Raw genomic sequence first — 11,903 nt, forward strand, 5'->3', positions numbered from 1 at the left:
CAAGCGCCGCCACCTATATCGCATTCCTACACGGCAGAAATGGCCGATTATTGCTCAAACCACACTCGCGGTCGCCACCAGTCGCCACTGCGCTGGTACCAGGGCCCCACATCTCGCTCGGCGGTGACGCTCAAGCCCGCTGCGGTGGGTTCGACCAGCATCGCCCCTTGCTGACCGGTGATCCACTGGCGGGCATCCCGATAGCGGGCCACTACATCGGGACGGGGAAAGCCCCACTGATTCATAAAACCGGCGCTGTGGATCACATCCTTTGCCGCCACCGCCGCGACAAACGGGGGCGTGGAGGAGGTTCGACTGCCATGATGGGGGCTCACCAGCAAGGTGCTGGCCAACCCCTCTCCCTCCAGTGCCACCAGTCTCAGCTCTGCCTGCCGTTCGATATCGGCACTCAGCAGCACACTGCGCTGCCCATCGCTGATACGCACCACGCAGCCATCGTTATTGCGCCCGCCACCGGGGCGCTCGGGCCAGAGCACTGCAAACGAGAGCCCCTGCCAACGCCACTGTTGCCCACGCTGGCAGAGCGTCGTTCTCTCACTGAAAGGGTAAGAGGAGAGCTCATAGCGCACCGGCATGGCGCTGAGCAGTCGCTTGCGATTGCCGGCATGGTCCCGATCCTTGTGGCTGATGATGAGGCGATCGATGACCCGGATCCCCAGATGACTCAGCTGGGGCAGGATCACAGCGTCCGCCATGTTGTAGCCTCCGGGATAGCGATCACCGGTGTCATAGAGGATGGCACGCTCCCCCTTGCTGATCAGCACCGCCAGCCCCTGCCCCACATCCAGCACCCGCAGTTGCCAGCGGGCAGGTGTTGGCCAGAGCGCCAACAACAGCGCACACAGACCCGGTAGCAACAGCCAGCGTGCCGGGCGCCACTGCGCGGCGAACCAGAGCAGCAACAGCAGGGTGCAAAGCGGCAGCCACCAGCCGGGCAGTGGCCACCACAGTTGCAGTTGATCGGCTAGCCAGTTCAGGATCGTCAGCACCCACCCGATCCCCAGATCCGTCAGCCAGAACAGACCATAGGCGAGCGAGGTGGAGAGCGGCGCAAGCAGCACACCGATCAGGGCCAGCGGAATGATAGCGATACAAAAGAGCGGCACCGCCAACAGGTTGATCACCATGGCAAGGGGCGCTATCCCCTCGAACAACGCCAGCTGCAGCGGCAGTAGACCGAGCAGCAGCCAGAGCTGGATCTGCCAGAGCCCCGGCTTGTCGTGGACATATCCCACCAGCAGCAGGATGGCCACCGCCAGAAACGAGAGCCAGAAGCCGGCCGAATAGAGGGCGAAGGGATCCCAGAGGGTCAGCACAACAAAGGCCCACAGCCAGATGCGCCAGGCCGGCCACTCTCGCTGGCTCCAGCGCAGCACACTCCACACCAACACCATGATCAGGGCCCGCTCGGTGGCCACCGCAAACCCGGCCAACGCGCTGTAGACGGCGGCAAACAGCAGGGAGGTGATGATGGCGCCGCGCAGACCAAACAGCCTGCCCAGCCACCACCCGAGCACCGCCACCAGCGCGATGTGTTGCCCTGAGATGGCGATGATATGGGTCAGGCCGCTGCCGCGAAACAGCTCCCACTGGGCATCCGTGATACCGCTCTGCTCGCCAAAAGTGAGCGCCGCCAGCAAGGGGGCATGGTCAAGCGGACGCCAACTCTCGGTCGCGGCCCCCAACCAGCGTTCGCGCCACCCCACAGGTGCTTGTTGAATGTCAATCACCCGGCGCAAATTGCCGGTGGCGGTGATCCCTTTGCCCAGCAGCAGACGCCGCCCATCCAGCCCCGCCTCGTTGGCCAGACCGTGAGCCGGTTTCAACGAGGTCACCAGGGTGATCCGGCTGCCCACTGTCATGGCGGGTAATGCCTGATAGGCATTGACCCGGATCAGGGGCTCAGGTGTCACCGGTTGCTCGTCGAGGGAGCTCACCCGCAGCAGCAGCCGGACAAATTTATCCCCCTCGGGCTCTGCACTTTGCAGCTGTGCGGTTATCATGTGGCTCGTCTGATCGCCCAACCGCTCCAGCCAGGCCAGCCGATAGGCAAGATTGGCCTGCATCCAGAGGATGCCGAGCAGGAGAAACAGCCACCGCCAGGCACGACAATATGCAAGGGGGATCAGCAGGGACAGCAACAGGCCCCCCCATGCGAGTGAAGGTAACCATGGCCAGAGCAGTGAGGAGCTTGCCCCCAGGGCAAACGACAACAGACGCAGATCCATGGAGCAAGTATTTAGCAAGGTTTCAATATGCCCAAACGACTCATTAAACGCTGGATGCCCGATCAGCAAACCCTGAAAGAACACAAGCACCTGCGGCTGTTCGGCAAACTGCTGCTCGATGCCAACCTCTGGCACCTCAACCGGCGGTCAGCCGCCGGGGCTTTTGCGGTGGGCCTCTTCATGGCCTGGGTGCCGCTCCCCTGCCAGATGCTGCTGGCCGCCGGTGGCGCCATCCTGTGCCGGGTCAATCTGCCGCTCTCGGTGGCGTTGGTCTGGCTCTCCAACCCCTTTACCATGCCGCCCCTGCTCTATGGTGCCTATCTGGTGGGTTGCCAGCTGCTGGGACATTCAGCGCAGCAGATAGAGATTGAGTTCACCTGGGAGTGGCTGGTCTCGGTGCTGGGGACTGTGGCACCGCCGCTGTTGCTGGGCTCGCTGATCCTTGCCCTGCTCAGTTCTCTTATCGGTTACACCCTGATCCGCACCTTCTGGCGGATCAGCACGGTGCGCCAGTGGCACAAACGCAAGATGGCCCGCCCATGCTGAGTCGCTGGTTTGCCCGCTTCAAGCTAGATCCCGATACCCTGCGCCAGCAGAAGTGGTTTGCCCTGTTTGGTGAACGACTACTTGCCCCCGCCCTCTGGCAAGGGGGCACTCGCGCCCTGAGTGGCGCGGTGGCGGCCGGGATCTTCGCCTGCTGGTTCCCCATCCCGATGCACTCGCTCATCGCAGTCGGTCTGGCGCTGGCATTCAGCCTCAACCTGCCACTGGCGCTGCTGGCGGTCTGGTTCAACAATCCGCTGACCCTGCCGTTCATGTACCTCTACGCCTATCGCACCGGTTGTCTGGTACTGCACCAGACACCGGAGCCTTTCCACCTCAGCTGGACCCTGCACTGGCTGGAGCAGGAGGCGGCCACTCTGGTGCCTCCCTTCCTGCTCGGCAGCCTGCTGCTGGCGGTACTCACCGCCCTGAGCGGCGGCGCCCTGACTGCGCTGCTGTTGCAACTGCGCAAACTGTTGCAAGGTGCCCGCCACCACTGAGCCGCCCTTACCCTTATTTGGCAATCAACCGTTGGCGATCAAAAAAGCCCGTCACCAAGGTGACGGGCTTTTTCATGGCATAGTGCCGCATAGTGCCAGAGCACAAGGCAATGCGATTACAGCACCTTGGCGATCGCCTCGCACAGAGGATCGATATTGGCGCGGGTAATACCGGCTACGCTGATCCGGCCGGAGCCGACGATGTAGATGGCAAATTCGCTCTTGAGGCGCTCCACCTGATCCTTGGTGAGACCGGAGAAGGAGAACATGCCGTTCTGCTCGCGGATAAAGCTGAAATCCTGGCTCACGCCGAGGGCAGCCAACTTCTCTACCAGCAGTTCGCGCATCTCGCGAATACGCACCCGCATAGCGGCCACTTCTTCGACCCACTCGGCATAGAGAGCCGGATCGCTCACCACGGCGGTGACCACAGCGGCACCGTGTGACGGCGGGTTGGAGTAGTTGGCACGGATCACTGTCTTGACCTGAGTGAAAGCCACGTCGGCGATCTCTTTGGTCGCGCTGACCAGCGTGAAGGCGCCGACCCGCTCGTTATAGAGGCCGAAGTTCTTGGAGAAAGAGCTCGCCACCAGCAGCTCGTCATGGCACTCGGCGAAGATGCGCAGGCCTTCGGCATCCTCTTCAATACCACGGGCAAAACCCTGATAGGCGAAGTCAAACAGCGGCAGCCAGCCGGCGGCAGCACTCTGCTTGGCCAGCGCGCGCCACTGATCGCTAGTGGGGTCGATACCGGTCGGGTTGTGGCAGCAGCCGTGCAGCAGCACCAGCTCACCCGGCTGCACTTCGGCCAGCGAGGCCTGCATGGCAGCAAAGTCGAGCCCCTTGGTGGCGGCGTCGTAGTACTTGTACCACTTGACGGTCAGACCGGCGGCCTGGAACACGCTGACGTGGTTGGCCCAGGTGGGATCGGAGATCCAGATGGTCTTGGCCAGACCGTTGCGCACCACGAATTCGGCCGCGATACGCAGGGCGCCGGTACCACCCGGCGCTTGCGCGGTCTTGGCGCGGCCGCTGGCAACCAGCGCAGAGTGCTGCCCGAACAGCAGTTGCTGCACGATGCGGCCATATTCGATATTGCCTTCAATACCGAGGTAGTTCTTGGTCTTCTCGTCGGTCAGCAGCTTCTGCTCGGCTTTCTTGACGCAGTGAAGAATGGGGGTAGCACCGGACTCGTCCTTGTAGATCCCTACGCCCAGATTGATCTTGTGGCTGCGAGAGTCAGCGCGGAAGGCTTCGGTCAGGCCCAGGATCGGATCCGCTGGGGCGGCAACAACCTTTTCAAACATGGTATTCCCTGTATTCCGTTGAGTTCGTTGGGTGGCAAAGCGGCTTGATAAACAAAAGCGCTCATCTGGCGAGCGCTTCGTCAACTCTTTATATCACCGCGTTCAATGGGGGAAAACCGCTTTTTGGCTTGCTTTCAGGCCAATTTCAACCAACGGCATGCCATGCTGGCGCCAGCGCACACACCTCGGCCGACAAGCCACCATTGGACTCAACCAAACCGCTACAAACTGCTAACAATGGCTTGGGGATCCGGCTCGGCTCCCACGGCCTAGCCTCAGTCAAAGGTTGGGCATACGCACTGAGAATGGGGGCCAGATCACGGGGCAACCACCAGCTGGCCGGACGACCCAGCCGCTGGGCCAGCGCCTGCAGCCGATCCACCCCTGCAGGATCGAGGGCGGTGAGATGACTCCACAACACATTGGGGGGCAAGGCGGCCACCACCTGCTGCAAGGCGAGAGGAGCCGATGGGGGGGCCCACACCAGCAAGGTGCCAGCATCAAGGGGCATCTCGGCAAAGGCGCCGACGCTGTCTGTGGTGATCACCCGCTCGATACTCCCCTCCCCCCACAGGATCTTGCCAAGACCCGCCAGGGTGCGCTCAGGCAGGGCCACCTCCCCCAGCGCCTGCAACCAGGGGGCTGCGTCGATCAGGGTGCCGCCGCTAAAAAAGAGGCTGAACGGCTGGGCGGCGCGCAAGCGCAACAGCTGATCGGCGCAAAGCAGGATCCCCTTGTCCTCGAAATCGATCTGCTCGTTGGGGGTGAAGTTCACCTCGCTCTTGCGATAGAGCGCCGCCAGCACCCGTTCGTTGACCAGCTCCCCCAATTGCCAGCCCTGAGCATGCAACCACTCCTCGGGCTCGGGAGGAGCGGTGGCGATCTCGGCCAGCATCAGCTCGCGGGTGAAATAGCGCCGTCCGGCCGGGGTGAGCTCATAGCTGTGGTTGCCATGGGCGAGCAGCAGCTGGTTATCCTTGAGCAGGCCCACCAGCGGTTGCCACTGGCGACCACGGATCACCACAGGTGAGTGGCTCAGCAACTGCTGCGCCAGTGCCCGCCATTCGGGGTGACTAAAGTCGATCAATTACAATCCATCCCTGTCAGTGCTCAATCGGATAAACAGCCTGAAAAGGTACCGTTACAGACCGATGACGCCAAGCCTCCCGCGCCAATTACGTGACCTCGCTCCCTGCAATTTCCCCAAACAGAAGAGCCCACCGTGGGGCGGGCTCTTCCTTGGATAACACTCGATGCTTATTCGACGTTGAGACGCAGCTCGGCGTCGTGCCAACCCAGTGGCAGGGTCAGCAGCTGATCGATCAGCTCCCGGCGATCGGATTTCTCCAGATAGGCGAGATAGAGCGGACGGCTCAGCGGCTGGCCCCCCTCCACCAGATGGAGCGCCCCCTTCTCGAGGAAGGGGCTGACCATCCGCCGTGGCAGGTAGGCAGCACCACCGTTGGCCAGCACGAACTGCAACGCCATGCTGGCGGAGCTGGAGTGCAGCACCGGGGTCTTTTGCAGGCTCTGCAAGCGGCTGGGTTGCGGCTCGAAGCTGGTGCCCCAGTCGAGGTGGATGTGCGGCATCTGCATCAGGTTGTCGGCATTGGCGGCCGGATCCCGGCTCACCAGCTCGAACACCAGCTCACCGATGGGATGCAGGGCAATCTCGTCGATCTTGGTGGGCTCGGAGAGCAGGGCCAGATCGAGGGAGCGCTCCAGCAACTGGCGGCAGAGGTGCTCGCGGGAGGCTGTTTCCAGCCGCACCGCCAAACCGGGCGCCAGCGCATAGATGTGATTGAGCCAGTCGTTGAAATCGAGCTCCCAGAACACCGCGGGCGCGCCGATGGCCAACTGCTGGCTGAATCCCGGCGAGAGCGCCACATCCTGCTTGGCACGACCAAGGGTATGCAAGATGGCGTCTGCATAGGGCAGCAGACGCTCACCAGAGGCGGTCAGGCGGATGTTGTTGCGATGACGGGCAAACAGACTGACACCCAGTTGCTGCTCGAGCTGGCGGATCCGGAAACTCACCGCCGACTGGGTCAGGTAGAGATTTTCAGCAGCCCGACCAAAGTGCCGAGTCTTGCTCACCTCGATAAAGGTCCGAAGCAGCTCGGTATCCATTAATCGATGGACTCGTCACTGCCACCACCGCTGCCACCACCGACATCAAAGCTGCCGCCACCGCTGCTCTCTTCGCTGGCGCCGCCAACGACGGTGCAGAGGCGATGAACGCGCTTGGGACCGATCACCTTAAGGTACTTGAACCACACCTTGGCATGGGGGTTGGCACCAGCTTCGCCGGATTTGACCTGCTCGACGAAGGCGGACTCGACATCGTCACGGGGTGCCAGATTACCCTGGTAGAGTGCCAGCATGGCGGTACCATACTTTTCCAGACTGTCCGCTTCGGCCACAGTGAATTCACCACTGCGACGCAGGCCACGGGGAAAATGTTTGAAGTCGTTGAAACGCTTGTCTGATTCGAAGCTCATAGTGCTCTTTTTTCTGGTTAGTTTGACCTTTGCGGGCAAGTATCATCAGGCCATCGCCGAGTGCAAAATCAATTTTCTCACTATGTTAATAAATATCTTTTATCGATGTCACTTTGCCCCATCGCTGACGCCGATTTTGTGGCATAACACACAAAAAACGTTGATAAATAATAAACTTATGTAAACGTGCAGCCAATTTGCACGTCACTTTTTGGACTGTGCAGGCAAAAATAAAGCGCCATACGGCGCTTTATTTATAACATCAGGTGAACCAGCTGAACCTTTGGTTCAAACATGCTTACTCAATCATGGCCGGTTGGGCCAGGTTGTCGGCACGCCACAGACGGTAGCGCACTTCATACTCCTGCGGCACGTAAATCACGAACGGCAGTTTTGAGTTGTAGTTCACGAAGAAGCCCTGACCGTAGATCTGGACGAACGTCTCTTTCTGCTGGTTATCCGGGCACATCATCAGGGTGCTGATGGGGTCGGAGACTTTGCCCAGTTTCAGGTAGTTGTAGCCCCAGCCCTTGACGCTGTGTTGTTCCAAGTTGCCTGCAAAACGCGGTACGTTGCAATCAACCATCATCTTTTTGCCGACCTGCAGCTCGACCATCATGTCGGCTTCTTTTTCGACTTCAGGCAGGCGGATCACCACACGTTCCTGATTCACGTCAGCGGCTGGGAACATGCTGATATCAAATTTTTTCGGCTCGGCGGCGAAGGCATGGCCACCCAGCAACAAGGCGCCCAGCAGGCTAAAACGCAATACGGTTTTCATCTGTACCTCATGGGGTTGGTTCAACGCCGCTAGACTAACCGCTCTGCCGATTTCATGCCAGCGATCTGCTACGTAAAAACTGCGTAAAATGATGCAGATCCGGCACACCATGACGTGATCTGGCTATTTTCTGACAGGGCGCACACTCCCGTTGCGGGAACCTGAAACAAAAAGCGAGGCCAATTGGCCTCGCTTTGCATTCAAATGGCGCCAGAGTGCTATTTGGCCGCCTCTTGATGGACCTTGATGACGGCGACCGCCTTGTCGGGGAAGTCACTGAACACCCCATCCACATCAGCCTGATAGAGGAAGATGTTAAGGAGATCGGTGAAGTCCTTGGCATAGGCCGGGATCTGCCCCTCATCCTGACGGAAGGTATAGGGGTGAACTTTCAGGCCCGCCGCATGGGCTTCTTTTACCATGCCGGTGAAGACCGGCTTGCCCAAAGTGCCCGGCTCGGTGACGATCATCGGCTTCCACGGGCCAATCCCTTCGGCATAGCTGGCGATGGTTTTCATCGCCCCCGGCTTGAACATCCAGTCATAGTTGTAGGGAGTCGCCTTGCCCTTGGCGTCATAGACCATGGTCTCGTTCCAGTCGGTCTCGGCCATCAGCTGCACCAGTTTCAGATCCATACCCATGGCGGGCATCAGTTCGCTGTTGATGCGCTTGAGTTCATCGGCATCGAAGCACTGCAGATAGACCTTGTCGTCCTTCCCGGTGTAGCCGTACTCCTTGAGCACCTTCAGCACCGCCTTGGAGATATCCTTGCCTTCGTGACGGAACAGCCAGGGCGCTTTGATCTCCGGATAGATCCCGATGTTCTTGCCGGTGCTCTTGTTGAGCCCCTGGATCATCTCTATCTCCTCCTGGAAGGTGTGGATCTTGAAGTCTGACTTCCAGAGCGGGAAGCGGGCCGGATAGACCGGCACCTGCTTGCCATCCACCAGCTGGAATGGCTCGGTCATACGCAGGGAACGCACCTCATCCAGGGTGAAATCCACTACATAATAACGACCGTCCGGACGGGCACGACCAGGGAAGCGCGCTGCCACATCGGTGATACCATCGAGGAAGTGATCGTGCATCACCACCAGCTGGTCATCCTTGGTCATCACCAGATCCTGCTCCAGATAGTCGGCCCCCATGCCATAGGCCAGCGCCTTGGACTCCAGGGTATGCTCGGGCAGGTAGCCGGAAGCGCCACGGTGGGCGATCACCACCTTGCCTTCATCGGCAGCCAACACGGGTAATGAGAGGGATGCCCCAAGGCTCAAGGCGATGAGGGAAACGGCGAGTTTTTTCATATGTGATGCTCTTTATTATTGTGTGTAGGTAATTGTTCTATCAGAGGTTTGTTGCATATTTACGGTGGAAAGCGGTAGGCAGCAGCGCACTGCCCACCGTCACCCATCAGCTCGCCTTGCGCAGAGCCTGATGGTATTGGTCGAGCCAGATCTGCAACATCTGCTGCTCTGACTCGTTCAGGCGCAGCCCCAGCTTGCTGCGGCGCCAGAGGATATCATCCAGTGAACAGGCCCACTCCCGCTCGATGAGATAACGCACTTCCGACTCGTACAGGCCGCCACCGAAGTGAATGCCGCGATCCTCTTTCAGCCAGAGACGGGCATGGGCACCATAGGCCTCGGCAATGCGCAGGGCGCTGCGATCATCGAGCCAGTCAAACTCCAGCGCAAAGGCGCGGGCCAGCTCGCGTACCGAGCAGTCAAACTCGCCACCTGGCAGCCGGCTGGTCGCAGTCCAGTCATCCCCCATCTGGCTGAACCAGGGCTTGAGCTTGTTGCAGGCGGCCTGCGCCAGCTTCCGATAGGTGGTGAGCTTGCCGCCAAACACCGACAAGAGCGGCGCACCGTCAGACTCGCCAGAAAGTTCGAGGGTGTAGTCGCGGGTCACCGCCTGCGGTGAATCTGACTCGTCGTCACAGAGCGGGCGCACCCCGGCGTAAGTCCAGATCACATCTTTCGGCGCAATTTGGCGAGTGAAGTGGGCGTTGACCACCTTGCACAGGTAATTGATCTCGGCCTCGCTGATCTTCGCTTCCCGCGGGCTGCCGTGGTGCTCCACATCCGTGGTGCCGATAAGGGAGTAATCCTGCTGATAGGGGATGACGAAGACAATGCGGTTGTCCTCGTTTTGCAGGATATAGGCCTCTTCGCGCTCATGGATGCGCGGCACTATCATGTGGCTGCCTTTAATAAGGCGAATGCCGCGGGGGGATTTTTCGTGCAGGCTCTCGTCATAGAAGGTCTTGACCCAGGGGCCCGCCGCATTGACCAGACCACGGCAGGTGACGGTGAACTGCTCGCCCCCTTCACGCTCCAGAGTGAGCGTCCAGTGTTTGGAACCACGCACCGCCTTGATGCAGCGGGTGCGGGTCTGCACATCGGCCCCCTTGTCACGGGCCATCATGGCGTTGAGTACCACCAGCCGGGCGTCGTCGACCCAAGCGTCCGAATATTCAAACCCCTTATTGATCCCTGCGGTCAAGCCATCTTGCGGCAGGAAGCGCACGCCACAGCTCCCCTTGAGCTTGTCGCGCTTGGCCAGATTGTCATAGAGGAACAGACCGGCGCGGATCATCCAGGCCGGACGCAGGTGCGGGCGGTGCGGCAGGCGAAAACGCATGGGACGGGCGATGTGAGGCGCCATACCGAGCAGCACCTCACGCTCCGCCAACGCCTCTTTCACCAGCCGGAATTCGTAATGTTCGAGATAGCGCAAACCGCCGTGGATCAGCTTGCTGGAGTTGGACGAGGTGGCAGAGGCGAGATCTTGCGCCTCAAACAGGGCAACCTTCAGACCCCGCCCTGCCGCATCGGCTGCGATGCCGACCCCGTTGATGCCGCCACCGACGACGACCAGATCATAATGTTCGCTCATGTTCACCTACTTTCATTTTTATGATTGCTATAACAGCAATGTTTGATTTCGCTCATTTTAGAACATGAAAATACAACAAACGAACATTTTATGATGAAAGTGTGATCGCCACAGCCCGCCAGAGGTGGCAAAGGGGACAGGTCAGCGGAGCAAATGGCGTCGGGCCAACATCGGCGGGTTAATAACCAAAAAAACCAGATTGAATAGTGGTTTTGGCAATACCCAGAAAGGGGTGAGATGAGTGCGGGGCTAGGGGAGAGAAAGAGAAAGGAGGCCGCCCTGACGGGCGACCGGCACAGCCTTGGCGTGTTTCGCCGTCAGCAGATGTGGCAGGCGATCTGGTGTTGCGCCATCAATCGCGCTAGCTTTTCCGGTGGCTCCTGATCGGTAAAGAGGGCGTGGATCTGGCTGAGATTGCCCAGATTGACCATGGCATTGCGACCGAACTTGGTGTGGTCGGCGGCCAGGAACACCTGACGGGAGTGAGCGATGATGGCCTGGGCAATCTTCACCTCGTGATAGTCGAAATCGAGCAGGGAGCCGTCGTTGTCGATCCCCGAAATCCCGATGACGCCATAGTCCATGCGAAACTGACCGATAAAGTCGCGGGTCGCCTCCCCCACGATGCCGCCATCGCGGTTGCGGATCTCGCCACCGGCAATGATGACGGTGAAGTCATCCTTGGCCGTCAAAATGCTGGCCACGTTGAGGTTGTTGGTGACGATGCGCAGCTCGCGGTGATCGAGCAGGGCGCGGGCAATGGCTTCGGTGGTGGTACCTATGTCGATAAAGAGCGATGAGCCGTCAGGAATATTGGCCGCGACCTCGCGGGCGATGCGCTCTTTCTCCTTGAGTTGCATCACTTTACGGGCGCTGTAGGCGGTATTGACGGTACTCGAATGCAGGGAGGCACCGCCATGATGGCGCCGGATCTTGTTCTGTTCGGCGAGATCGTTCAGATCCCGGCGAATGGTCTGGGGGCTGACGTCAAAGTGGGTCACCAGATCGTCGGTCGAGACAAATCCCTGCCGCGTCAGGACGTCCAGGATCTCCAGATGTCGTTGGGTTTGCTTCACGCTTGCACTCCGATGATGAGACAAAAAAAGGCCCCGGCAGATGCG

11 protein-coding genes are annotated in these 11,903 nt (G+C 60.0%); 2 read left to right on the forward strand and 9 right to left on the reverse strand.

The window, feature by feature from the left end; translation table 11 throughout:
* Positions 1 to 47 precede the first annotated feature (47 nt).
* Positions 48 to 2,249, reverse strand: a complete 2,202-nt coding sequence (locus tag VF684_RS05600) for a DNA internalization-related competence protein ComEC/Rec2 (protein WP_257725734.1) — start codon at positions 2,247 to 2,249, stop codon at positions 48 to 50.
* Between the two features lie 27 nt (positions 2,250 to 2,276).
* Between VF684_RS05600 and VF684_RS05605 the strand changes: the two genes are divergently transcribed.
* Together VF684_RS05605 and VF684_RS05610 are read left to right on the forward strand one after the other, a co-directional pair.
* Positions 2,277 to 2,795 (forward strand): DUF2062 domain-containing protein, encoded by a 519-nt coding sequence (locus tag VF684_RS05605; RefSeq protein ID WP_129504253.1) that lies wholly within the window; start codon positions 2,277 to 2,279, stop codon positions 2,793 to 2,795.
* Positions 2,789 to 3,292: a DUF2062 domain-containing protein gene (locus VF684_RS05610; protein ID WP_139441325.1), complete on the forward strand. Its 504-nt coding sequence runs from the start codon at positions 2,789 to 2,791 to the stop codon at positions 3,290 to 3,292. Before VF684_RS05605 ends, VF684_RS05610 begins: the two co-directional genes overlap by 7 nt.
* A gap of 116 nt (positions 3,293 to 3,408) precedes the next feature.
* Here the strand turns inward: VF684_RS05610 and VF684_RS05615 are convergent, their stop codons facing one another.
* From VF684_RS05615 to VF684_RS05650, 8 genes are all read right to left on the reverse strand, one after another.
* A complete protein-coding gene (locus VF684_RS05615; RefSeq protein ID WP_005350888.1) occupies positions 3,409 to 4,599 on the reverse strand; it encodes an amino acid aminotransferase in 1,191 nt (396 codons plus the stop codon).
* Positions 4,600 to 4,744: 145 nt separating this feature from the next.
* Positions 4,745 to 5,686: a hypothetical protein gene (locus VF684_RS05620; RefSeq protein ID WP_162516034.1), complete on the reverse strand. Its 942-nt coding sequence runs from the start codon at positions 5,684 to 5,686 to the stop codon at positions 4,745 to 4,747.
* A 170-nt stretch (positions 5,687 to 5,856) separates the two neighbouring features.
* A complete protein-coding gene (gene hdfR, locus VF684_RS05625; RefSeq protein ID WP_005337525.1) occupies positions 5,857 to 6,729 on the reverse strand; it encodes an HTH-type transcriptional regulator HdfR in 873 nt (290 codons plus the stop codon).
* The gene (locus tag VF684_RS05630; RefSeq protein WP_005350885.1) at positions 6,729 to 7,100 is read right to left on the reverse strand and encodes a DUF413 domain-containing protein; all 372 of its coding nucleotides are present in this window, start codon (positions 7,098 to 7,100) and stop codon (positions 6,729 to 6,731) included. Before VF684_RS05630 ends, hdfR begins: the two co-directional genes overlap by 1 nt.
* Before the next feature lie 298 nt (positions 7,101 to 7,398).
* Positions 7,399 to 7,881 carry a serine protease inhibitor ecotin gene (gene eco, locus VF684_RS05635; protein WP_005337529.1) on the reverse strand — a complete coding sequence of 161 codons (483 nt, stop codon included), beginning with the start codon at positions 7,879 to 7,881 and terminating at the stop codon, positions 7,399 to 7,401.
* A 218-nt stretch (positions 7,882 to 8,099) separates the two neighbouring features.
* Complete coding sequence (gene glpQ / locus VF684_RS05640) at positions 8,100 to 9,188, reverse strand: glycerophosphodiester phosphodiesterase (RefSeq protein ID WP_139441311.1); 1,089 nt, start codon at positions 9,186 to 9,188, stop codon at positions 8,100 to 8,102.
* 106 nt (positions 9,189 to 9,294) lie between these two features.
* Positions 9,295 to 10,782: a glycerol-3-phosphate dehydrogenase gene (glpD, locus tag VF684_RS05645; protein WP_139441312.1), complete on the reverse strand. Its 1,488-nt coding sequence runs from the start codon at positions 10,780 to 10,782 to the stop codon at positions 9,295 to 9,297.
* A gap of 317 nt (positions 10,783 to 11,099) precedes the next feature.
* A complete protein-coding gene (locus VF684_RS05650; RefSeq protein WP_005337538.1) occupies positions 11,100 to 11,858 on the reverse strand; it encodes a DeoR/GlpR family transcriptional regulator in 759 nt (252 codons plus the stop codon).
* Positions 11,859 to 11,903: the final 45 nt, after the last annotated feature.

This window comes from Aeromonas sp. Lyrl_2, assembly GCF_051948815.1.
In the GTDB taxonomy this organism is placed as follows: domain Bacteria; phylum Pseudomonadota; class Gammaproteobacteria; order Enterobacterales; family Aeromonadaceae; genus Aeromonas; species Aeromonas veronii.

Coding starts and splice junctions, on each gene's coding strand:
- VF684_RS05600 (WP_257725734.1), bottom strand. CDS start 2,249: ATGGATCTGCGTCTGTTGTCGTTTGCCCTGGGGGCAAGCTCCTCACTG.
- VF684_RS05605 (WP_129504253.1), top strand. CDS start 2,277: ATGCCCAAACGACTCATTAAACGCTGGATGCCCGATCAGCAAACCCTG.
- VF684_RS05610 (WP_139441325.1), top strand. CDS start 2,789: ATGCTGAGTCGCTGGTTTGCCCGCTTCAAGCTAGATCCCGATACCCTG.
- VF684_RS05615 (WP_005350888.1), bottom strand. CDS start 4,599: ATGTTTGAAAAGGTTGTTGCCGCCCCAGCGGATCCGATCCTGGGCCTG.
- hdfR (WP_005337525.1), bottom strand. CDS start 6,729: ATGGATACCGAGCTGCTTCGGACCTTTATCGAGGTGAGCAAGACTCGG.
- VF684_RS05630 (WP_005350885.1), bottom strand. CDS start 7,100: ATGAGCTTCGAATCAGACAAGCGTTTCAACGACTTCAAACATTTTCCC.
- eco (WP_005337529.1), bottom strand. CDS start 7,881: ATGAAAACCGTATTGCGTTTTAGCCTGCTGGGCGCCTTGTTGCTGGGT.
- glpQ (WP_139441311.1), bottom strand. CDS start 9,188: ATGAAAAAACTCGCCGTTTCCCTCATCGCCTTGAGCCTTGGGGCATCC.
- glpD (WP_139441312.1), bottom strand. CDS start 10,782: ATGAGCGAACATTATGATCTGGTCGTCGTCGGTGGCGGCATCAACGGG.